This window comes from Cellulomonas sp. P2_F12 (assembly GCF_056403775.1).
The window spans coordinates 55,627-76,732 of record NZ_JBFUEV010000011.1; the positions used below are offsets into that span (position 1 = coordinate 55,627).

General features: G+C 74.6%; 19 protein-coding genes. 8 read left to right on the top strand and 11 right to left on the bottom strand.

All coding sequences use genetic code 11. From position 1 onward, the window contains the following. Positions 1-8: 8 nt before the first annotated feature. Both AC1DWH_RS18475 and AC1DWH_RS18480 read right to left on the bottom strand, forming a co-directional pair. On the bottom strand, positions 9-509 hold the full coding sequence (locus AC1DWH_RS18475; protein ID WP_477094917.1) for a GNAT family N-acetyltransferase: 501 nt from the start codon (positions 507-509) through the stop codon (positions 9-11). Positions 510-564: 55 nt separating this feature from the next. Continuing rightward, positions 565-915 (bottom strand): hypothetical protein, encoded by a 351-nt coding sequence (locus tag AC1DWH_RS18480; RefSeq protein WP_477094918.1) that lies wholly within the window; start codon positions 913-915, stop codon positions 565-567. 200 nt (positions 916-1,115) lie between these two features. Here AC1DWH_RS18480 and AC1DWH_RS18485 point away from each other — a divergent pair, with 200 nt between their 5' ends. Beyond that, positions 1,116-1,976 (top strand): LysM peptidoglycan-binding domain-containing protein, encoded by an 861-nt coding sequence (locus AC1DWH_RS18485; protein ID WP_477094919.1) that lies wholly within the window; start codon positions 1,116-1,118, stop codon positions 1,974-1,976. After that, positions 1,973-2,569, top strand: a complete 597-nt coding sequence (locus AC1DWH_RS18490) for an Rv3235 family protein (RefSeq protein ID WP_477094920.1) — start codon at positions 1,973-1,975, stop codon at positions 2,567-2,569. The genes AC1DWH_RS18485 and AC1DWH_RS18490 overlap by 4 nt, the downstream gene beginning before the upstream one ends. 57 nt (positions 2,570-2,626) lie before the next feature. On the opposite strand, the gene secA is transcribed toward AC1DWH_RS18490, so the two are convergent. The 8 genes from secA to mtrA form a co-directional block, all read right to left on the bottom strand. Beyond that, positions 2,627-5,440, bottom strand: coding sequence for a preprotein translocase subunit SecA (secA, locus tag AC1DWH_RS18495; RefSeq protein WP_477094921.1), 2,814 nt, complete (start codon positions 5,438-5,440; stop codon positions 2,627-2,629). Beyond that, a complete protein-coding gene (locus tag AC1DWH_RS18500) occupies positions 5,403-6,425 on the bottom strand; it encodes a DMT family transporter (protein ID WP_477094922.1) in 1,023 nt (340 codons plus the stop codon). The genes secA and AC1DWH_RS18500 overlap by 38 nt, the downstream gene beginning before the upstream one ends. Continuing rightward, the gene (locus AC1DWH_RS18505) at positions 6,422-7,681 is read right to left on the bottom strand and encodes a winged helix-turn-helix domain-containing protein (RefSeq protein WP_477094923.1); all 1,260 of its coding nucleotides are present in this window, start codon (positions 7,679-7,681) and stop codon (positions 6,422-6,424) included. The genes AC1DWH_RS18500 and AC1DWH_RS18505 overlap by 4 nt, the downstream gene beginning before the upstream one ends. An 81-nt stretch (positions 7,682-7,762) precedes the next feature. Further along, positions 7,763-8,380 carry a ribosome hibernation-promoting factor, HPF/YfiA family gene (hpf, locus tag AC1DWH_RS18510; protein ID WP_477094924.1) on the bottom strand — a complete coding sequence of 206 codons (618 nt, stop codon included), beginning with the start codon at positions 8,378-8,380 and terminating at the stop codon, positions 7,763-7,765. A 202-nt stretch (positions 8,381-8,582) separates the two neighbouring features. Next, positions 8,583-9,317 carry a ComF family protein gene (locus tag AC1DWH_RS18515; RefSeq protein ID WP_477094925.1) on the bottom strand — a complete coding sequence of 245 codons (735 nt, stop codon included), beginning with the start codon at positions 9,315-9,317 and terminating at the stop codon, positions 8,583-8,585. A 73-nt stretch (positions 9,318-9,390) separates the two neighbouring features. Beyond that, positions 9,391-11,049, bottom strand: a complete 1,659-nt coding sequence (locus tag AC1DWH_RS18520) for an LpqB family beta-propeller domain-containing protein (RefSeq protein ID WP_477094926.1) — start codon at positions 11,047-11,049, stop codon at positions 9,391-9,393. Then, the gene (gene mtrB / locus AC1DWH_RS18525) at positions 11,046-12,749 is read right to left on the bottom strand and encodes an MtrAB system histidine kinase MtrB (RefSeq protein ID WP_456845988.1); all 1,704 of its coding nucleotides are present in this window, start codon (positions 12,747-12,749) and stop codon (positions 11,046-11,048) included. The genes AC1DWH_RS18520 and mtrB overlap by 4 nt, the downstream gene beginning before the upstream one ends. 19 nt (positions 12,750-12,768) lie before the next feature. Beyond that, positions 12,769-13,452 carry an MtrAB system response regulator MtrA gene (mtrA, locus tag AC1DWH_RS18530; RefSeq protein WP_055912929.1) on the bottom strand — a complete coding sequence of 228 codons (684 nt, stop codon included), beginning with the start codon at positions 13,450-13,452 and terminating at the stop codon, positions 12,769-12,771. Positions 13,453-13,639: 187 nt separating this feature from the next. On the opposite strand from mtrA, the gene AC1DWH_RS18535 reads away from it, so the two are divergent. The 6 genes from AC1DWH_RS18535 (at position 13,640) to AC1DWH_RS18560 (ending at position 20,071) form a co-directional block, all read left to right on the top strand. After that, a complete protein-coding gene (locus AC1DWH_RS18535; protein ID WP_477094927.1) occupies positions 13,640-14,758 on the top strand; it encodes a glycerophosphoryl diester phosphodiesterase membrane domain-containing protein in 1,119 nt (372 codons plus the stop codon). Continuing rightward, positions 14,755-15,420 carry a DUF4129 domain-containing protein gene (locus AC1DWH_RS18540; protein WP_477094928.1) on the top strand — a complete coding sequence of 222 codons (666 nt, stop codon included), beginning with the start codon at positions 14,755-14,757 and terminating at the stop codon, positions 15,418-15,420. Before AC1DWH_RS18535 ends, AC1DWH_RS18540 begins: the two co-directional genes overlap by 4 nt. After that, positions 15,417-16,616, top strand: a complete 1,200-nt coding sequence (locus AC1DWH_RS18545; RefSeq protein ID WP_477094929.1) for a DUF4350 domain-containing protein — start codon at positions 15,417-15,419, stop codon at positions 16,614-16,616. Before AC1DWH_RS18540 ends, AC1DWH_RS18545 begins: the two co-directional genes overlap by 4 nt. A gap of 68 nt (positions 16,617-16,684) precedes the next feature. Continuing rightward, a complete protein-coding gene (locus AC1DWH_RS18550; protein ID WP_477094986.1) occupies positions 16,685-17,620 on the top strand; it encodes an AAA family ATPase in 936 nt (311 codons plus the stop codon). A gap of 1 nt (position 17,621) precedes the next feature. Next, positions 17,622-18,914: a DUF58 domain-containing protein gene (locus AC1DWH_RS18555; RefSeq protein ID WP_477094930.1), complete on the top strand. Its 1,293-nt coding sequence runs from the start codon at positions 17,622-17,624 to the stop codon at positions 18,912-18,914. Beyond that, a complete protein-coding gene (locus tag AC1DWH_RS18560; protein ID WP_477094931.1) occupies positions 18,911-20,071 on the top strand; it encodes a winged helix DNA-binding domain-containing protein in 1,161 nt (386 codons plus the stop codon). The genes AC1DWH_RS18555 and AC1DWH_RS18560 overlap by 4 nt, the downstream gene beginning before the upstream one ends. On the opposite strand, the gene AC1DWH_RS18565 is transcribed toward AC1DWH_RS18560, so the two are convergent. Further along, the gene (locus tag AC1DWH_RS18565) at positions 20,068-21,057 is read right to left on the bottom strand and encodes a stage II sporulation protein M (protein ID WP_477094932.1); all 990 of its coding nucleotides are present in this window, start codon (positions 21,055-21,057) and stop codon (positions 20,068-20,070) included. The genes AC1DWH_RS18560 and AC1DWH_RS18565 overlap by 4 nt on opposite strands. Positions 21,058-21,106 lie beyond the last annotated feature (49 nt).

The window sequence follows — 21,106 nt, forward strand, 5'->3', positions numbered from 1 at the left end:
CACGCACGTCAGCCGTCCGGCGACAGCGTTTTGGCGAACCAGTGGTGCGCGTACGGCTCGTCGTTGAAAGGCGCGACCTCGACGTAGCCCGCGCTCCGGTCCAGAGCGATGGCCACGTGGAGCGTCTCGTTCGTCTCGAGCCGCAGCGTCCGTACCCCGCGCCGCCGGGCGTGAGCCTCGAGCTCGACCGGCAGCCTCCGCGCCAGGCCACGGGCGCGCGCCGAGGGGTCGACCCAGACGCGCGTGACCTCGGCCGTCTCGTCGTCGACGAAGCGGAGCGCCCCGCAGCCGACCGGCTCATGACCCCGCCGGGCGACGAGCAGCAGACCGGCCGGCGGTGACAGCTCGGCGTCGAGGGCCACGTGGCTGCGCGCCGGGTCGAACCCGGTGTCGAGACGCGAGGCCAGCTCGGCGGCGTACCGCTCCATCGTCACCCGCGCGTCGGGGTGGTCGGGCGGGCACACGTCGATGCGCTCGTCGGTCGATGACGTCGCGCCCTCCCTGGTCATCACTCTCGCACCGGCGCCCCCGGAGCCCCGGGAGGTCGTGGGTCGGCGCCGCGCCTCAGGCAATGAGCCGCGTGGCGTGGGTCACCCAGGGCACGAACCAGGCTGCGAGTCCTCCGACGAGAAGCGCCAGGCCCCAGCCCGTCCACCCGCGCCACGACCGGACGGCGAGGATCGCAGGCGCCAGCCAGGGCAGGTAGGCGATGACGAACCACACCGCACCGGCCGGGTTGTACTCGGGTGCCGGCGGCAGACCCATGTACGGGACGTTCGCCCGCTGGGCCTGACCGATGGCCCACACCGACACGACGGCCGCGACGGCCAGCGCCGCGCCCAGCACCAGCACGCGCGCACCGAGGGACGGGTGCGTCGGTTCGTCCGGTGACGTGGGGCGTCCGGGAGCTGGCACAGCCCGATCGTGGCAGCGCCCGGCGACGACGGAGCCGCTGCGGCGCGTCAGGCACCCGTTCGGCGCACCGGACCGCAAGGGGCAGGTCGGGTCGGCCACCAGATCGCAGACATCGCTGGACATGACAACGGACATTCAGGTACATCTATGCCACTCAAGATTTATCAAACTGCATCAAACGACACGATCAGGGAGCCGACATGGCGATCGAGGGCGAGAGGATCGGGCGCCGCCGGTCCGCAGGCGGGGCGTTCGGCGCGCTGCTCGTGGGGGCGGCGACGGCGGTGGCGCTGGCCGGGCTGCTGGGGCTGCGGCTGGAGGTCGTGCTGAGCGGGCGGTCCGGCGTGTGGCGGGTGGACTCGGCGGTCGAGGCCTGTGTGCTCGTCGTCGGCGGGCTCGTCGCGCTCTGGCTCGCGGTGTCCGCGTCCGTCGCCGCCGTGTGCGTCCTCGCCCGGGTGGCCGGCGCGAGCTGGGAGGCCGGGGAGTCGCTGGTGGCCCGGTGCGCGCCTAGGGTCGTCCGCATAGCCCTGGTGGTCGTCGTGGGGGCGGGCGTCGGGCTCGGTCTCGCCTCGGGGGCGTCCGCTGCCTCCCCGGCGCCGGCGCCGTCGGCCTCGGTGGGCGTCGTCGCGGGTGCCGACGACCTCGGGTGGGCCGTGACCGGTCCCGACGTTGCGAGCGGCCCCGCCGAGGGCTCGGGTCCGGTCGCGGCCGCCACCGACGCACCCTTCCCGCAAGCCGAGCAACTCGCCCCGACCGGCGCAGGGACCCCGGCCGGTCAACCGGCGGCAGCGAGCGCACCGGCGCTCGCCATGGAGACACAGGCGACACCGACGACACCGACGACACCGACGACAGCCGACACCGTCGTCGTCGTCGCGGGCGACAGCCTCTGGGCCATCGCCGCGCGCCACCTGCCTCCGGAGTCGACGGACGCGCAGATCGCCGAGGCATGGCCGCAGTGGTACGACGCCAACACCGCGACGATCGGCGCGGACCCCGGCCGCATCCTGCCCGGACAGGTCCTGGCCGTGCCGACCACCGGCGCCGGGATGTCGTCGTGAGCGCGGCGGTGCTCGCCCGGTCCGGCACCGCCGCGGAGGAGGCGTTCGCGCAGGTGCGCGGCACCGCGGACCCGGTCGTGCCGCACGAGCCTCCACGTCGCCCGCAGGCCCGGCTGGTCGCCGCGCCGCCGCCGGCCACGGTCGAGGAGGCCGCCGGACCGGTGCACGCGGTCCCGTTGACCGCCGCGGCCCGGATCGCCGTCCTGCGCGCGCGAGACCGGCCACCGGTGGACGAGGCCGACGACGAGCCCGGTCCGCTCCCCGACGGCGATCCGGCCGTCGTCGCCCGCACCATCGCGCTCGCCGCGCTCGAGGTCCTCGCCGGCCGGCGGTCGGCCGCCCAGCTCGCCCGCTGGCTCACGCCCGGCGTCTACGACTCGCTACAGGTCCGCGCCGGCCTGACGCAGCGGGTGCTCGGCGATGCCCGGAACGGGCGGCCGCCGGTCATCCGCCGGGCGCGCGCGTGCCGCGTCGGGACGCACGCGTTGGAGGCCAGCGTGATCGCCGACGACGGCGCTCGTGTCCGGGCCGTCGCGATCCGGCTGGAGGGTCACCGGGGCGCCTGGCGCGCCACCGCGCTCGAGATCGGCTGACCCCGGACGCACGGAAGCCCGCCCCGAGGTGGTCGGGGCGGGCCTCCGTCGTGCTCGTCAGCGCTTGCGCTGCTGCTTGGCCGCCTTACGACGCGCCTCGCGGTTGGCCGTGCCGTCCTCGCCGGCCGCGACTGCCGGACGCGCACCCGCGCTGCGGCCCCCCGCGTCACCGCGGGTGACCACGCCACCGTCACCGTCCACCGACGGGGCCGTGTACTGCAGCGGTGCGCGCTCGGCCGGCCCGTCGATGCCCTTGGCGACGAGCTTGCCCGGGGTCGGGCCGTCGGACACCGAGCGCGTGGCCGCCTGCGCACCGGCGCTGGCCGCTGCCGCGACCGCGGAGTCGGCCGTCACGGCGGGTGCCTCCGGCTGCGCCACCTGGACCTCCAGGTTGTACAGGAAGCCGACCGTCTCCTCCTTGATGGCGTCGGTCATCGCGTTGAACAGCTGGTAGCCCTCGCGCTGGTACTCGACCAGCGGGTCGCGCTGAGCCATCGCCCGCAGGCCGATGCCCTCCTTGAGGTAGTCCATCTCGTAGAGGTGCTCGCGCCACTTGCGGTCGAGCACCGAGAGGGTCACGCGCCGCTCCAGCTGGCGCATGTTCTCCGAACCGATCTCCTCCTCGCGCGCGGCGTACGCGTGCTCGGCGTCGGAGAGGATCTCGCGCTCGATGAGCTCCGCCGACAGGCGCGTGGCCCCGCCGGCCTGCTCGACGACCTCGTCGGGCGTGATCGACACCGGGTAGACGGCCTTGAGCGCCGTCCACAGCGCGTCGAGGTCCCAGTCCTCCGGACGCCCCTCGGCGGCGGCGCCCGTGATGTACGCCGTGAGCACGTCGGAGCGGAAGTGCTTGACCTGCTCGTGCAGGTCCTCGCCCTCCAGCACCCGGCGGCGCTGCTCGTAGATCACGACGCGCTGGCGGGACATCACGTCGTCGTACTTGAGGACGTTCTTGCGGATCTCGAAGTTGCGCGCCTCGACCTGCGACTGCGCCGACTGGATGCCGCGCGTGACGATCTTCGACTCGAGCGGCATGTCCTCCGGGAAGCCCGCGCGCGTCATCATCGACTCGGCCAGGCTCGAGTTGAACAGGCGCATCAGGTCGTCCTGCATCGACAGGTAGAACCGCGACTCGCCCGGGTCACCCTGTCGGCCGGATCGACCACGCAGCTGGTTGTCGATGCGGCGCGACTCGTGCCGCTCGGTGCCGAGGACGTACAGGCCGCCCAGCTCGACGACCTCGTCGTGCTCGGCCGCGACCGACTCCTTGGCCTTCTCGAGCGCGAGCGGCCAGGCCGCCTCGTACTCCTCCGCGTTCTCGGCGGGGTCCAGGCCGCGAGCGGCGAGGTCCTCGACGGCCATGAACTCCGCGTTGCCGCCGAGCATGATGTCGGTGCCGCGGCCGGCCATGTTCGTCGCGACCGTGACGGCGCCCTTGCGGCCCGCCTGGGCGACGATCGAGGCCTCGCGGGCGTGCTGCTTGGCGTTGAGGACCTCGTGCGGGACGCCCTGCTTCTTCAGCTTGGAGGAGAGCAGCTCGCTCTTCTCGACGCTGGTGGTGCCCACGAGCACCGGCTGGCCCTGCGCGTGCCGCTCGACGATGTCCGCGACGACGGCGTCGAACTTGCCGTCCTCGCTCTTGTAGACGAAGTCGCGCTGGTCGATGCGCTGCATGTTGCGGTTGGTGGGGATGGGCACGACGCCCAGGTTGTACGTGCCCTGGAACTCGGCGGCCTCGGTCTCGGCCGTACCGGTCATGCCGGAGAGCTTGCCGTAGAGGCGGAAGTAGTTCTGCAGCGTGATCGTGGCGAGGGTCTGGTTCTCGGCCTTGATCGCCACGCCCTCCTTGGCCTCGATCGCCTGGTGCATGCCCTCGTTGTAGCGACGCCCCGGCAGGATGCGGCCCGTGTGCTCGTCGACGATGAGCACCTCGCCGTTCATCACGACGTAGTCCTTGTCGCGCTTGAACAGCTCCTGCGCCTTGATGGCGTTGTTGAGGAACCCGATGAGGGGCGTGTTGAGGGACTCGTAGAGGTTCTCGATGCCGAGGTAGTCCTCGACGCGCTCGATGCCCGGCTCGAGGACGCCGACCGTGCGCTTCTTCTCGTCGACCTCGTAGTCGCGCTCGGCCTGCAGCCGCCGGACGACCTTGGCGAACTCGGCGTACCAGCGGTTGGTGTCGCCCGACGCGGGGCCCGAGATGATCAGCGGGGTGCGTGCCTCGTCGATGAGGATCGAGTCCACCTCGTCGACGATGGCGAAGTTGTGGCCGCGCTGCACCAGCTCGTCCGTGCTCCACGCCATGTTGTCGCGCAGGTAGTCGAAGCCGAACTCGTTGTTGGTGCCGTACGTGATGTCGCAGGCGTACTGCCGCCGACGCTCGGCCGGGTCCTGGGAGGAGAGGATCACGCCGCTGGTCAGGCCGAGGAAGCGGTAGACGCGCCCCATCAGCTCCGCCTGGTAGCTGGCCAGGTAGTCGTTGACGGTGACGACGTGCACGCCGTCGCCCGACAGCGCGTTGAGGTAGGCCGGGGCGGTGGCGACGAGGGTCTTGCCCTCACCGGTCTTCATCTCGGCGATGTTGCCCAGGTGCAGCGCCGCGCCGCCCATGAGCTGGACGTCGAAGTGTCGCTGGCCGAGGGTGCGACGGGAGGCCTCACGCACGGTGGCGAACGCCTCCGCGAGGATGTCGTCGAGCTTCTCGCCGTCGGCGAGGCGGGCCCGGAAGCGGTCCGTCTCCTCGCGCAGCTCGGCGTCCGACAGCGCGACGAAGCTGTCCTCCAGGGCGTTGACCTGCTGGGCGATGCCCGACAGCTTCTTGACGATCCGGCCTTCACCGAGGCGCAGGACCTTCTCGAGGATCGCTGGCACGCACTACTCCCGACGTGTTCGCACTCCGGGCGCGCGCGGCGTCGGAGCGGCTGAGGTGACCGGCCGCACGGCCGGGCGCGTCCATCGTAGGCGAGCCTGCACGGCGTGGGCGAAGAACGACCACCGCGGCGCCGAGCAGGACCGCCCCGACGACGCCGGTCACCCCCAGCCGCTCGCCCCGCAGGATCACGGCGCCGACCGTGGCGGTCAGCGGTTCGAGCAGGGCGAGGAGCGCCGCAGTCGTCGCCGGGACGTGCCGCAGCCCGGTGAAGTACGCGCTGTACGCGGCCGCGGTGGGCACGACGGCCAGGTAGGCCAGCAGCGCCCAGCCCTGCGGGTCGTCCGGCACGGTGAGCCCGGCACCGGCCACCGCGGCGACCGGCAGGAGCACGATTCCGCCGAGCGTGAACGCGGTCGCGGTGAGGGGCAGCGGACCGAGCCCGGCGACGCTGCGGCGGTTCAGCCCGGTCATCGTCGCGAAAGCCGCGGCGGCGACGAGGGCGAGCAGCGCGCCCGCCGCCGTGCCCGGCCCGGCGGCGTCCGACGGGCCGACGAGCAGCACGAGCCCGACCAGTGCGAGGCCGAGGGCCACGAGGGTGCGGGCCGACGGCAGCCGGCGGGCGGACACCGCGGTCCCCACGGCCACCAGCAGCGGCGCGGCACCGAGCGCGACGAGCGTGGCGACCGCGACGCCGGCCCGTTGCACGGCCGCGAAGTAGGCGGCCTGGTACACGGCGGCGAGCAGCGCCGTCTCGACCACCCGCACGACCACGGGCCGCGTCCGGGCGAGACCGCGCAGCGCCCCCGCCACCGCGAGGCCCAGCAGCAGGACTCCCCCACCGCCCAGGAGCCGGTACGAGGCCACCGTCAGCGGAGGGAGGCCGGCGACGTCGGCCAGCGCCGCGCCCGCGAGCCCGCCGGTGCCCCACAGCACGCCACCCAGCGCGACCAAGGCGAAGTCGCGCGACCGGGTCTGCGGGGTCATCCCGCCGACCGCAGCGCGTGGGTGAGGTCGGCCGCGAGGTCGCCGCGCAGGGAGCCCTCGCGGTCGCCGACGACGATGTCGCCCAGGCCGAGCCAGCCCGCGAGGTCGCGCAGCTCGGCGGCGAGCGGGTCGATCACGTCGGCGTCAGGCGTGGTGGAACCCGGCGCCCGGTGCGCCGCATGCACGCGCAGGATCCCGGCCTGCCGGTCGGCCTTGAGGTCCACCAGCGCCGGCAGCGACTCCCCCAGCAGGAACGGGAGCACGTAGTAGCCCCACACCCGCTGCGGCTCGGGCACGTAGATCTCGATGCGGTAGCGCAGGTCGAACAACGCCTCGACCCGGCGGCGCTCGAAGACGAGCGGGTCGAACGGGTTGAGCAGGGCGCGCCCGGCGGCCCGGCGGGGCAGGTCGGCGTCGCGATGCCGGTAGACCGGGCCCTGCTTCCAGCCGTCGACCTCGACCTGGTGCAGCACACCGTCCTCGACCAGGTCGGTGATGGCCGACGCGACCCGCGCCTCCTTGATCCGGAAGTAGTCGGCGATGCTGCGCAGCGTGCCGATGCCGTGCGCCCGGGCGCCGATCTCGATCAGGGCCCGGACCGCGTCCTCGTCGGACGGCTCGGGGCGGGCGAGGACGTCGGCCGGCAGGACGCGGGACGTCAGGTCGTACCGCCGCTCGAACGCGCCGTTGCGTCCCGCCGACGTGATCTCGCCCGTGAAGAAGAGGAACTCGAGCACGCGCTTGGCCACCGACCAGTTCCACCCCCACTCGCCCCGGGTGGTCGGGTGCTCCGCCTCGAACCCCTGCTGCACCTCGCGCGCGGTGACCGGGCCGCGGTGGTCGATGATCGCGCGGATCTCCGCGAGCACCGGCGAGTGCTTCAGCGGCACCTCGGCGATCCCGCCCCACGCCTCGTCCTGGTACGCGCGCTGCCGCCAGCCGAGCAGCCGGAAGGTCTCGGGCGGCACGAACGACGCCATGTGGGCCCACGTCTCCACCAGCCGGCGTGGCGACCGGCCCGCGGCCCGGTCCAGCAGCGCCGGGTCGTACGGACCGATCCGGGAGAACACCGGCATGAGGTGCGCGCGGGCGAGCACGTTGACCGAGTCGATCTGCAGCAGGCCCAGCCTGTCGACGACCTGCTGGAACTGACGCATCGTCGGATCGGCGCCACGCGCCGGGCGGGGCCGGTCCAGACCCTGGGCGCGCAGGGTGATGCGGCGGGCCTGCGACAGGGAGAGGCGTTCGAGCGGCACCCGCTCATCCTGCCGTGCGCCACCGACACGACGACGCCCGCCGGGTCACGAGGACCGGGCGGGCGTCGGGCGTGCGGGTGGTCAGCCGCCGACGGTCGCCGTGACGGGCGTGTCGAGCTTGATGATCCCGTAGCTCCAGCCACGGCGGCGGTACGCCACCGACGGCTGCGCGGTCTCGGCGTCGATGAACAGGAAGAAGTCGTGCCCCACGAGCTCCATCTCGTAGAGCGCGTCGTCGACCGTCATCGGCTGCGCCTGGTGCACCTTCTCGCGGATGATCACGGGCGAGTCGCCGAGGGTCGTCTCGACGGCCGCGTCGGGGTCCACCGGCGCGGGCTCCTCCGGCTCGGGCTCGGGCGGACGGACGTCGACGGGGGCGATAGGAGTGTGGTTGCGGTGGTCCTTGCGCCGGTCACGCGTGCGACGCAGCCGCTCGAGAAGCTTCCCGAGCGCCAGGTCCAGCGCTGCGTACCGGTCGTCTGCGCACGCTTCGGCGCGGATCACGGGCCCCCGGTCGACGACGGTGAGCTCGACGCGCTCACAGCTGCCGGACTGTCGGGGGTTCGTCTCGTGCGACACGAGGACGTCGATCCGCTGCGCGCGGGGGGCCAGCTGCTCGACTTTCGCGAGCTTCTGCTCGACGTGCGTCCGGTACTTCGGAAGCACCTCGGTGTGCCGGCCGGCAACCACGATCTCCATGTGAGCCTCCTGCGAGGTCAGGGGCGGGTCGTGCCCGCCCAGGTGACAGACGATGGGCTGCCCCAGGGGCAGTCGGGCGGCGTCACCTCCTCCCGCGGCCTACCCGGACGACCCCGTGGGGGTCGGCTCCGCGCGGCGCCGTCGGCTCAGGCCCCCACGCTAACCCCGCGGGACCCGTCGAACCACTCGCACCGCGCAGGGATCACCCTGTGGACACCGGCCGCCCGGGAGGGAGTCGTGGCGGCGCGGTCGGCCCGGGTGTCGACGCCAGCGTGACGCCCCCGACGACCCGTGCCCCGGCCCTCTCGAGCGCGGCGCGGGACGCGGCGAACGTGGCACCCGTGGTGAGGACGTCGTCGACGAGCAGCACCACTGACCCGTGCGCGCGCGGTGCTCGTGAGGGCGGCACCCGGACCTGCCCGGCGAGGTTCCGGGCCCGCGCCCGCGCGCCGAGACCGACCTGGTCCCGACCGCCGTCGCGCACGAGGACCGGTGCCGACTGCGCCGGCAGACCGGCGTCGCACAGGCCGCGGGCCACGGCAGCCGCGAGCGCGCCGGCCAGGTCGGCACCCCGGCGACGGCGGGTCGCGGCGGTCGACGGCGCGGGGACGACCAGCAGCGGACGGTCGCGCAGCTGCGGCGCGATCCGGTGCGCGGCGACCTCGGAGGCGAGCGCGAACGGGCGTGTCAGGTCGAGACGCCCGCGGTCCTTCCACGCGACGATGCCGCGCCGGACGTCGCCGGTGCAGTCCGCCAGGGTCCACACCGGCGGCGGCGACCCGTCCAGCCGGTCGAGCCGGGGGGCGCGGTCCTCGCACCGCCACGGACGCCCCGACAGCCGCGCCGCGCAGGTCGGGCACCAGGCGACGTCGTCGGCCCCGCAGCCACCGCACGCGACGGGCAGCAGCAGTCCCAGGAGCTCTCGGGCGAACGACATGGGCCCGAGGCTGCCCGGTCCCGCGCGCGGACGCGGACGGGCCAGTGGAGCCCCGGGGCTGTGGGTGGCCGAGTCAGCCGGGGAACGACGGGTCGGACGCCCCCGCGACCCCCTTGACCTGCGCCCACGTGGAGCCGACGAACCTGCGCAGCTCGCCGTCCGTCGTCGTGACGTAGATGACCGAACCCCCGGCCTCCGCCGCCAGCTTGGCCACCTCGGGCAGCGCCCTCGTGGGGCCGGCGACCGGGACCAGGTGGACGGCCGGGTTGCCGGTCGAGCGCCCGATGACCGCGAGCGTGGACTCGTCGGACCAGACGACCGACGTGGCGTCCACGAGCGAGGCACCCGCGCGGACCGGGATGCCCAGCTGCTGCGGCGTGCCCGACTCGTCCCGGGTGATCGCCGCGACATCGATGTTCACGCCGTCGGCACCGGCGGACACGATCGCGACCCGGACCCCGTCGCGGGCGACGCGCACGGCGCGCACCGTCCGGCCGTCGAGCCACTCCGCACTGACGTGCACGGGGTCGCCGTCGGTGGGCGCCGCGACGAGCCCGCTCGACGACTCCGCGGTCCAGGCCCAGCCGAAGCGGTCGACGGACGGTGCGACCAGTCCCGACCCGGTGAACAGGTCACGCGCGGGCGCCGAGCCGGTCGGCACGGTGCTCAGCGTGGTCGTCCCCGAGAGCATCACGCGGACCGAGGCGTCCTCGTTCCGCGCGGGGCTGCGCGCGTCGAGGCCGGCGAGCGACTCGAGGCCGGGCACCGCGGTGACCTCGCCGTCGACCAGCGCGACGATCCGGTCGCCCTGGAGGAGCTCCAGGTTGCTGGGCGGCGGGTTGCCCCGCTCCAGCGTCGTCGGACCCGGCTCCAGGATGACGCCGCCCGCGTCCACCTGGACCGAGCCGATGCCGGGCACCGGGCGCAGGCTCGCGTCGATCTGCTGGAGCAGGAGGTCGCGGTCGGCGCGGGTGACCGCCAGCGCCGGGGCGAGGCTGACGTGGGCCACGCCGTCCTCGTCGACGGTCACGGACTGCGGGTTCAGCTCCACGCCGTCCGGCACCGCGGTGCTGACCGCGTCCTGCAGCCACGGCGACGGGCCGCCGAGCAGCTCCGTCATGATCGACGTCGGCAGGTTCTTCGCCGGGAACCACCGCGACTCCGGCACCAGGAACGTGTCGTCCGGGGACAGGAAGTAGAGCGACGCCGGCCGGTAGTTCCTGGTGAAGTCCTCCTGCTGCAGGATCAGCCCGTCGGCCAGCTTGCCGATCCGCCACTGGTCGTCGTCGTCCTGGACCATGTTGAACGTGACCGACTCGCTGCCCTCCGGCGCCGCCTCGGCGTAGCGGCCACCCTCGTCCACGCGTGCCTTCACCGGGACGTCGATGGTGACCTCGGTGTCGGTGGTCGACGGCTCGTACTCGAGCGGACCGGAGACCGCGACGGTCGCGAGGGGCTGCCAGGTGGCCTTCGCCTCGCCCGCGAGGTACTCCCGCGCGGTCACGAACTGGTCGCTGAACCCGGCGGCGCCGGCCGCGAGGAAGCCGTCGACGATCTCCGTCGGGCTGGCTCCCGGCTGCGGCCCGGGGGCCAGCACGTCGATGTCGGTCGGCTCGCTGACCTCGGCGTTCCCCTCCTGGACCGGTCCCGAGGTCGGGATCGCCGAGCACGCCGCCAGCACGGCCACGGTCAGGGCGGCCATCGCCGTCCGGCGGAGCCCGCGCGCGCTCATCGGACCCCCTGCCGGTCGACCGCGCCGTGCTCGTCGGACGTCATGTCCGGCAGGGCCGCGGGATCGGTGTTCGGCCGGACCACGGGGATGCGCAGGGCGCCGGTGATCGGTGACTCGTCGGGGGCCAGCGGCAGGGGCGACCCGGTGAGCCGGATGCCCGCGCGGCGCGGCAGCGTGAGCCGGAAGCTCGCGCCCCGCCCGGGACGGCCCCACGCCTCGAGCCAGCCGCCGTGCAGGTGCGCGTCCTCCAGCGAGATCGCCAGCCCGAGCCCGGTGCCGCCCGTCGTGCGGGCTCGCGCGGGGTCGGCGCGCCAGAACCGGTCGAACACGTGGGCCGCCTCGTCGGGGGTCATGCCGACGCCGCGGTCGCGGACCGTGACCGCCACGGCGTGCGCGTCGGCACCCACCGTCACCTCGACCGTGCTGCCCTCCGCGTGCTCGACGGCGTTCACCAGCAGGTTGCGCAGGATGCGCTCGACCCGGCGGGGGTCGATGTCCGCGACGCAGCGCTCCTCGGGCACGACGACGTGCAGCCACGCGCCTCGCCGCTCGGCCAGCGGGGAGGCGTGGTCGACGGCCTGGATGACGACGTCGTTCACGTCCCGGCCCTCGGCGTCGAGCACGGCCGCTCCGGCGTCGAACCGGCTGATCTCGAGCAGGTCCGCCAGCAGGTCCTCGAACCGGTCGAGCTGGGTCTGCAGCAGCTCCGCGGAGCGCTTGGCCGCGGGGTCGAAGTCGTCGCGGGAGGCGTGGATGACCTCGCCGGCCATGCGGATGGTGGTCAGCGGGGTGCGCAGCTCGTGCGAGACGTCGGAGACGAACCGACGCTGGAGGGTCGACAGCTCCTCCATGCGATGGATCTGGTCCTGGAGGCTGTCCGCCATCTCGTTGAACGAGCGGGCCAGCGTCGCCATCTCGTCCTCGCCCTTCTCGGGCATCCGCTCGGACAGGTGCCCGTCGGCGAGCCGCTCGGCCACCTCCGCCGCGCGCCGGACGGGACGCACGGTCTGCCGCGTGACCAGCCACGTCATGCTGCCGAGCAGCACGACGAGGGCGGCCGCAGCGAGCGCGAGGGTGCGCTGGAGGAAGTCGAGCCGGTCCTGCTCGGACTGCAGGCTGTAGAGGAAGAACAGCTGGTAGGTGCCCTCGACCGGCACGGTCACGTCCTGGCCGACGATCACGCCGGGCGACACCCCGCCGCTCTCCTGCTCGATGGCCACGGACTGCCAGTGCTGGCCGCCGCCGGCCGTCGCGAGCCGCAGCTCGGGGCTCACCAGGGAGAGCAGCGAGCGGTCCGAGGCCGCACCCGTGACCGTCACGCCGCCGCCCTTCTGGCCGGGAGCACGCAGCAGGAAGACCTCGCGCCGGTCGGAACCACCGGTGCGCTGGGCGAGCGCCACGTCCCGCAGGAGCCGCTGCACGTCGGTGCCCGCGGTCGCCGTCGACGCGTCGAGGGTCGCCTGCGCCTGCTGGGTCGACCGGGCGCTCTCCTGGAGCACCTGCTCGAGCCGCGCGTTGAACAGCCCGTCCGCCATCCGGGCGCTGACGTAGGCGCCGACGAGGGTGAGCGCGACCAGGCCGATGGCCATGGTCGACGTGATGACGCGGACCTGCAGCGACGACCGCCACGCCCGTGCCCACGAGCGGACCCGGCGCCGCGAGCGTGCCCTGACCAGCCGCCAGGCCCCGCTCACCCGCACGAGCCTGCTCCAGACCACCTCACGTCGAGGCCACGCCCGCCTTGTAGCCGACGCCGCGGACCGTCACGACGATCTCGGGCTGCTCCGGGTCGTTCTCGATCTTGGAGCGCAGACGCTGCACGTGCACGTTCACCAGGCGGGTGTCGGCCGCGTGCCGGTAGCCCCACACCTTCTCCAGCAGGACCTCACGGGTGAACACCTGCCACGGCTTGCGGGCGAGGGCCACCAACAGGTCGAACTCGAGCGGCGTGAGCGAGACCGGTCGGCCCGCGCGGGCGACCCGGTGGCCGGGCACGTCGATGGTCACGTCGCCGATGGTCAGGTGCTCCGGGGCCGGCTCGTCGCTGCGGCGCAGCCGGGCGCGCACGCGGGCCACGAGCTCCTTGGGCTTGAACGGCTTGGAGATGTAGTCGTCGGCGCCCGACTCGAGGCCCAGCACGACGTCGACCGTGTCGCTCTTGGCCGTGAGCATGACGATGGGCACGCCCGACTCGGCGCGGATCTGCCGACAGACCTCGTTGCCGTCCTTGCCGGGCAGCATGAGGTCGAGCAGGACGAGATCCGGCTGCGTGGCGCGGAACACCCCGATCGCCTCGTCACCGTCCTCGCAGAACACCGGGTCGAAACCCTCCGAGCGCAGCACGATGCCGATCATCTCGGCCAGCGCGGTGTCGTCGTCGACCACCAGCACGCGTCCCTTCATGGCGGCATTCTCGCACCGTGAACGCCCGGACCCGGGCCACACGCCCGTCCGACGTGATTCGGGGCCGACACATCACCCGGACGCGCGTCGGCGGCCACGGCCGTCGTGGCACGATGATTCCTCCGCGGGGGCCACGTGACGGCGCCCGGACCACCGGGTCGACCACAGCCGAGGGAGCCGCGCTCGCATGACGAGCCCGCACGACGACGTGCCGCAGACGCCGACGTGGGCCGCGCCCGCGGGAGCGGGTACGCCACCGCCGGCGCCGCCCGGAGCACCCGTCCCTCCCCCGCCGCCTGGGTGGGGCGCGCCGCAGCCTCCGGGTGCGTGGGGTCCCGCCTCGCCGCCGCCCCCCGGGGTCGCGTGGCGGCCGCCCGCCCTGCAGCCCGGGATCATCCCGCTGCGACCGCTCGGCATGGGCGAGATCTACGACGGCGCCTTCCGGGCGGTCCGCGCGAACCCGCGCGTCATGTTCGGGCTCGCCGCTCTCGTGGTGACGCTCGCCGTCGTGCTCCAGTCGGTCATCGTCTGGTACGTCCGCGGGGTGCTGTCGGCGCAGATGGCGGACCTGGTCTCCGAGATCGACCCGTCCGGGCAGATGGAGCTGGGCGACGCCCTCGGCGCGTCCGTCGGCTCCCTGATCGCGGCGCCGTTCACGTCGATCGCGACGACCGTGCTCACAGGCCTGCTCATCGTGTCCGTCAGCCGGTCCGTGCTCGGGCAGGTCGCCAGCGTCGGCGAGGTGCTGCGGTCGTGGCGCGTCTGGCTCGTCGTCGGCTTCACTTTCCTCACGTCGATCGTCTCGATCGTCGCGGCCGCCGTCGTCGTCGGCAGCGTCACGCTCCTCGCCGTGAACAACCAGGTGGCGCTGGCCGTGCTGGTGGCGCTGGCCGGTGGCCTGGTGCTGTTCGTCGCGGCGATCTGGGTGATCACCCGCACGCTGCTGGTCCCGCCCGCGCTGATGCTCGAGGGCAAGCGCTTCTGGCCGACCGTCGCCCGCGCGTGGCGGCTCACGCGCGGGAGCTTCTGGCGCCTCTTCGGGATCTACCTGCTCACGGCGATCCTCGCCGGGATCATCTCGTTCATCATCACGGTCCCGGCCGGCGAGGTCGCGGCGTTGGTGCTGCGGGACCCAGCGGGGACGTCGTTCCTGTCGATCGTGGTGACCGGCGTCGCCAACATCATCGCGTCCACGCTGTCCACGACGTTCCTGTCGGCCGTCGTCGCGCTGCTCTACATCGACGTGCGGATGCGCCGTGAGGGCCTCGACGTCGAGCTGGCCCGGGCCGCGGAGACCACCGCGTGAACCTCGCGGCCCGGGTGCCGGCCGGCGTGCCGGTCGACCCGGACGCCGCGACCGCGCGCCGCTGGGCCCGCGAGGAGCTGGCCGACCCCGTCTACCACCAGCAGGGCTCGCTGCTGCGCCGGCTGCTGACCTGGCTGTCCGAGCAGCTCTCGAGCCTGCGCACGCCCGCGGCGATCGACCCGTGGGCCGTGCTCGTCGTCGTCGCGATCGTGGTGGGGGTCGTCGTCGTCGCGTTCCTCGTCGCCGGGCCCGTGCGGCGCGCCGGCCGGGTGACCTCGGAGCGCCGGGTCCTCGACGCCGACGACGACCGGACCGCCGAGCAGATCCGCGCGGCCGCCGACGCCGCCGCCGCGCGCGCCGACTGGTCCCTCGCCGTTCTCGAGCGGTACCGGGCGATCGTCCGGGGCCTCGAGGAGCGCACGATCCTGGACGAGCGGGCGGCGCGGACCGCCCACGAGGCGGCGCTGACCGCGGCCGCCCGGCTGCCGGACCTCGGCGCCGACCTGGTCGCCGCGGGGCGCACGTTCGACGACGTGGCCTTCGGCGACGTGCACGGGACCGCCGACGACGACGCCCGGCTGCGCGGGCTCGACGCCCGCGTGCGCGGCACCCGCCCGGCAGCCTCGAGCGCCCCGACCGACCTCGCGGCGGCCCCCCGATGAGCGCGGCGACGGACGTCGTCGTCGGCGACGGAACCACCACGCGCAGCAGGTCCTCGCGGCGCTGGCGCAAGGCCCGCTGGCCGCTGGGCCTGCTCGGGCTCGCCGTCGTCGCGGCCATCCTGTCCGCGCTGCCCGAGCCGCAGACCTCGACCCTCACGCTCGCCCCCGACAACCCCGCACCCGCCGGCGCCCGCGCGGCCGCGCAGATCCTCGGGCGGCAGGGCGTGGACGTCCGGTACGTGCGGCACCTCGCCGACGTGCGCGCGCTCGCCGGCCCGGGCACGACGGTCCTCGTCGTCGGCGACTACCTGCTCGACGACGACCAGATCGACGCGATCGGCGCCACGGGCGCGGACCTCGTGGTCGTCGACGGAGGGTGGGCGCTGCAGCGGCTCACCGACGCGCTCTCCCCGCAGGGCGGCCTCTCGAGCACCCCCGAGGTGCGCTCGGCCGAGTGCGACGACCCCGACGCGGTCGCCGCGGGCACGATCACCGCCACGGGCTCGGTCGTGGCCACGGGTCCCGACGCGGTCGTGTGCTTCCCGTCCCCCGGCGCCGGCACCGACGGCGGCGGGGCGTACGCGGTGGTCGAGGACGCCGACGGCCGCCGGATCGCGGCCCTCACCGACTACGCGCCGCTCACCAACGAGCACCTCGCGGAGCAGGGCAACGCCGCGCTGGTGCTGCGCGCCCTCGGCCGCCACGAGCGCCTCGTCTGGTTCATCCCGTCGCTCGACGACACCGCCTCCGCGGACGACGGCGCCACCGGAATTGACACGGCCCCGCTGGTGCCGCCCGTGGTCCCGATCCTGGCGCTGCAGCTCCTGCTCGTCGTCGTCGTGACCGCCCTGTGGCGCGGCCGCCGCCTCGGCCGGCTGGTCACCGAGCCGATGCCCGTCGTCGTGCGGGCCGGCGAGACCACCCGCGGACGCGGCCGGCTCTACCGCCGCGGACGCTCCTACGGCCACGCGGCGGCCGCCCTGCGTGCCGGTGCTGCCTCCCGCAGCGCCGCCCGGCTCGGCCTCCCGCGCTCGGCGCCGGCACCCCTGGTCGTCGACGCCGTCGCGCGTGCGACGTCCCGGCGGCCGTCGGACGTCGAGGCCCTGCTCTACGGACCACCACCCACCGACGACCGGGGGCTGGCCCAGCTGGCCCGCGACCTGGACCATCTCGAGAGCGAGGTTCACCGAACGTGAGCGACGACAGCCCCCAGTGGACGACGACGGCGACCCCGCCGGCGACGGAGCCCTCGCACGAGCTGCGGATGGCCCTCGGCGCCGTGCGCGCCGAGGTGGCCAAGGCCGTGGTCGGCCAGGACGCCGCCGTGAGCGGCCTGGTCATCGCGCTGCTGTGCCGCGGGCACGTGCTGCTCGAGGGCGTGCCCGGCGTGGCCAAGACACTGCTGGTCCGCGCCCTGTCCGCGGCCCTGGACCTGCAGACCAAGCGCGTGCAGTTCACGCCGGACCTCATGCCCGGCGACGTGACCGGCTCGCTGGTGTACGACGCGCGCACCGCCGAGTTCTCGTTCCGCGAGGGCCCGGTCTTCACCAACCTGCTGCTCGCCGACGAGATCAACCGGACCCCTCCCAAGACCCAGGCCTCGCTCCTGGAGGCGATGGAGGAGCGGCAGGTCTCCGTCGACGGCACGCCCCGCCCGCTGCCCGACCCGTTCCTGGTCATCGCGACGCAGAACCCGGTCGAGTACGAGGGCACGTACACGCTCCCCGAGGCCCAGCTCGACCGGTTCCTGCTCAAGCTCGTGCTGCCGCTGCCCGAGCGCGACGAGGAGATCGAGGTGCTGGCCCGGCACGCCGCGGGCTTCGACCCGCGCGACCTCGCCGGCGCCGGGCTGCGGCCCGTGGCGAACGCGGAGATGCTGGCGCGCGCCCGGGCCGAGGTCGCCCGCGTCCAGGTCGCGCCCGAGGTGCTCGGGTACGCGGTCGACGTCTGCCGGGCCACCCGGCGGTCGCCGTCGCTGTCCCTGGGTGTCTCCCCGCGTGGCGCCACCGCGCTGCTGGCGACGTCGCGCGCGTGGGCCTGGCTCTCGGGCCGCAGCTACGTCACGCCCGACGACGTCAAGGCGCTGGCCCACCCGACGCTGCGCCACCGCGTCCAGCTCCGGGCCGAGGCCGAGCTCGAGGGCGTCAGCACGGAGAGCGTGCTCGACACCGTGCTCGCGTCCGTACCCGTCCCCCGCTGACATGGCGGTCACGTGGCGCGCGGTCGTCCTCGCCGCGCTCGGCCTGCCGGTGGTGCTCGTCGTGCCCGCCACCGGGACCGTGCTGCTGTGGACGCTGCTCGTCGTGGTCGCCTGCGCGATCGACGTGGCGCTCGCCGCGTCGCCCCGGCAGGTCGGCGTGCGGCGGGAGGTGCCGGCGTCCGTCCGGCTCACGGAGCCCGCGACCTCCACGCTCACGCTGTCCCACCTGGGCCGACGACGCCTGCGGGGGCTCGTGCGCGACGCGTGGCCGCCGTCGGCGGGGGCGCGGGTCGACCGGCACAAGCTGGACGTGGCGCCCGGTGAGGGGACGCGGGTGCGCACCGTGCTGCTGCCGACCCGCCGCGGGGACACCCACGCCGACCGCGTGACCGTCCGGACCGCGGGACCGCTGGGCCTCGCGGGTCGACAGGCCTCCCTGACCGTGCCCGGGCGCCTGCGCGTGCTCCCGGAGTTCGCGTCGCGACGGCACCTGCCCAGCCGGCTGGCCCGGCTCAAGGAGCTCGACGGCCGGGCGGCCGTGCAGGTGCGCGGCCCCGGCACCGAGTTCGACTCCCTGCGCGAGTACGTCATCGGCGACGACGTGCGCTCGATCGACTGGCGGGCGACGGCCCGGCGCTCGGACGTCGTCGTGCGGACCTGGCGCCCGGAGCGTGACCGGCGGGTGCTCATCGTGCTCGACACCGGGCGGACGTCGGCGGTGCGGGTGCTGGACGCCCCCCGGATGGACGCGTCGATCGAGGCGGCGCTGCTGCTCGCCGCGCTGGCCACGAAGGCCGGCGACCGGGTCGAGCTCATCCTGTTCGACCGGCGCGTCCGCGGGCGGGTGGCCGGTGCCACCGGTCCGCGGGTGATGGCCGCGTTCGCCGACACGCTCGCGCTCGCCGAGCCGGTCCTGGTCGAGACGGACTGGCCCGGCGTGGTCGCCCAGGTGCGCGACCGGCTCAGCCAGCGCGCGCTCGTCGTCCTGCTCACCGCCCTCGACCCGGCCGCGGTCGAGCAGGGGCTGCTCGGCGTCGTCGGCCAGCTCACCGAGCGGCACCAGGTGGTCCTCGCGTCGGTGGCGGACCCGGAGGTGGACGCGCTGCGCACCGGCCGGGACGGCGCCGCGGCCGTGTTCGACGCCGCCGCCGCCGAGCGCGTGGGGCTGGAGCGGGCCGCGGTGACCCAGCGGCTGCGGCAGCGGGGCGCGGAGGTCCTCGACGCGCTGCCCGACGACCTGGCCCCCCGGCTCGCCGACACGTACCTCGCCCTCAAGGCCGCGGGGCGGCTGTGACCGAGCTGCTCACCCGCGCCCACCTCAACCGCGCCCTGCTGGCGCGGCAGCACCTCCTCGCGCGCCGCGACGGCCCCGCGATCGACGTGATCGACCACCTGGTCGGGCTGCAGGCCCAGAACGCGTGGTCGCCGTACGTCGGGCTGTGGAGCCGGGTCGCCGGGTTCCGGACCGAGGAGCTTGGCGACGCGTTCTGGGACCGGACCGTCGCCCGGATCGCGGTGATGCGCGGCACCATCCACCTGGTCACCGCCCCCGACGCGCTGCTGCTGCCCGGGTTGATCGCGCCCCTGTACGCCAAGGACCTGCTGGTCAACGTCGCGCACGCTGCCGGGCTGCGCACCCTGGACGTCCCCGCGCTGACCGCCGCCGCGCGCGAGCTCGTCGAGGCCGAGCCCCGCGCGACCACGGAGCTCGGGCGGCTGCTCGCGGAGCGCTGGCCTGACGTCGGCCCGAGCACGCTGGCCTACGGCGCGCGCGGCACCCTCCCGATGGTCCAGGTGCCCCCGCGGGGCGTCTGGGGCCGGTCCGGCGCGACGACGTGGACGACCGCCTGGGCCTGGTTCGGGCCCGAGCTCACGGCCGCGGCGCCCGACCTGTCCGACCCGTCCGTGCTCGCCGCCGAGCAGGAGCGGCTGGTGCGGCGCTACCTGGCCGCGTTCGGACCCGCGTCGGTGGCGGACGTGCAGAGCTGGTCGGGGCTCACCGGGCTGCGCGCCGTGGTGGACCGGCTCGACCTCGTCCGGTACCGCGCGGAGCCCTCGCCGGGTGCGGTCCGCGAGCGCGAGCTGCTCGACCTGCCCGGCATGCCGCTGCCGGACCCCGACGTCCCCGCGCCGGTGCGCTTCCTGCCCGACTACGACAACGTGCTGCTGGGCCACGCCGACCGCACGCGGATCCTGTCCCCCGAGCACCGCGCGTTCCTGGCCAGCCCCAACGGCGTCGTGCCGGCGACGTTCCTGCTGGACGGGCGCATGGCGGGGACATGGCACGTGCCGCGGGACCACAAGGGTCGAGGGCCCGTCACGCTCACGGTGCGGCCGTTCGCGCCGACGACGGCCGAGCAGCGGGACGCACTGGTGGCCGAGGCGGAGGGGCTCGTCGCGCTGATGGCGGCCGAGGTCGACGACCGCCGCGTCGCCGTGGTCGAGCCCTAGCCCGCGGTCGCCAGGCTGTAGCCCCCCCGGTCGGCCTCGAGGTCGCCCGTCTCCCCCGCGCGCACCGCGCGGCGCCCGAGGACGAGCACGTAGGTCCAGAACGCCGCCAGCGCCACGATGCCGATGCTCACCTTGACCACCCACGGCAGCCCGGAGCCGGTCACGAACCCCTCGATCAGGCCGGAGACCGCGAGCACGCCGACCAGGCCGATCGCGACCGTGAACAGCGCGCGCGCCTCCTCGGCCAGGGCGCGCCCGCGCGGGCGCGGACCCGGGTCCACCCAGGTCCAGAAGATCCGCAGACCGGCAGCTCCCGCGACGAACACCGCCGTCAGCTCGAGCAGCCCGTGCGGCGCGATGAGCTGGAGGAACAGGCCCAGGCTGTCGTGCGCCGCCATCAGCCCGCCCATCGCGCCGACGCTGATCGCGTTGTTCGCCTGGAACCAGACGGGCAACACCCCGGTGATGCCGGTCCCGATGCTGACGGCGGTGAGCAGGGCGTTGTTGGTCCAGACGACGGCCGCGAAACCTGCCCCGGGGTCGTAGTACTCGGCGAAGGACTTGTCGACGTACTCCTGCTGCTGGCTCGGCGTCATCAGGGACCCGAGCACGTCCGGCTGCGTGGCCACCCAGATGCCCGACGTCACGGCGAGGAGGATGAACGCCGTGGCGACGCCGACGGTCCACCACCGGATCCGGTACAGGGCCGCCGGCAGCGAGACGACCACGAAGGCGGTGACGTCACGCCAGGCGGGCTCGTGGGTTCCGGCGACCGCGGCCCGCGCGCGCCCGACGAGCATCGACAGGCGCGTCACCATCTCCGGGTCGGGTGCGGCGGACCGGACCGCCGACAGGTCGGTGGCCACGGCCTGGTAGAGCCGCACCAGCTCGTCGGCCTCCGCACCCGTGCGGCGGCGCTGCCGCACCAGCTCGTCGAGCCGTGCCCAGTCGGCCGAGCGGGCCCGCTCGAAGGCGTCGAGATCCATGCGGCACAGCCTGCCATCTCGCTGCGCCCCGCAGCCGTTACCCTGCCCG

What these genes read in the sequence shown, in the direction of transcription:
- AC1DWH_RS18475 (WP_477094917.1), bottom strand. Translation starts at nt 509, where the DNA reads ATGACCAGGGAGGGCGCGACGTCATCGACCGACGAGCGCATCGACGTG.
- AC1DWH_RS18485 (WP_477094919.1), top strand. Translation starts at nt 1,116, where the DNA reads ATGGCGATCGAGGGCGAGAGGATCGGGCGCCGCCGGTCCGCAGGCGGG.
- AC1DWH_RS18500 (WP_477094922.1), bottom strand. Translation starts at nt 6,425, where the DNA reads ATGACCCCGCAGACCCGGTCGCGCGACTTCGCCTTGGTCGCGCTGGGT.
- hpf (WP_477094924.1), bottom strand. Translation starts at nt 8,380, where the DNA reads ATGGAGATCGTGGTTGCCGGCCGGCACACCGAGGTGCTTCCGAAGTAC.
- AC1DWH_RS18515 (WP_477094925.1), bottom strand. Translation starts at nt 9,317, where the DNA reads ATGTCGTTCGCCCGAGAGCTCCTGGGACTGCTGCTGCCCGTCGCGTGC.
- AC1DWH_RS18520 (WP_477094926.1), bottom strand. Translation starts at nt 11,049, where the DNA reads ATGAGCGCGCGCGGGCTCCGCCGGACGGCGATGGCCGCCCTGACCGTG.
- mtrA (WP_055912929.1), bottom strand. Translation starts at nt 13,452, where the DNA reads ATGAAGGGACGCGTGCTGGTGGTCGACGACGACACCGCGCTGGCCGAG.
- AC1DWH_RS18535 (WP_477094927.1), top strand. Translation starts at nt 13,640, where the DNA reads ATGACGAGCCCGCACGACGACGTGCCGCAGACGCCGACGTGGGCCGCG.
- AC1DWH_RS18545 (WP_477094929.1), top strand. Translation starts at nt 15,417, where the DNA reads ATGAGCGCGGCGACGGACGTCGTCGTCGGCGACGGAACCACCACGCGC.
- AC1DWH_RS18550 (WP_477094986.1), top strand. Translation starts at nt 16,685, where the DNA reads ATGGCCCTCGGCGCCGTGCGCGCCGAGGTGGCCAAGGCCGTGGTCGGC.
- AC1DWH_RS18555 (WP_477094930.1), top strand. Translation starts at nt 17,622, where the DNA reads ATGGCGGTCACGTGGCGCGCGGTCGTCCTCGCCGCGCTCGGCCTGCCG.
- AC1DWH_RS18565 (WP_477094932.1), bottom strand. Translation starts at nt 21,057, where the DNA reads ATGGATCTCGACGCCTTCGAGCGGGCCCGCTCGGCCGACTGGGCACGG.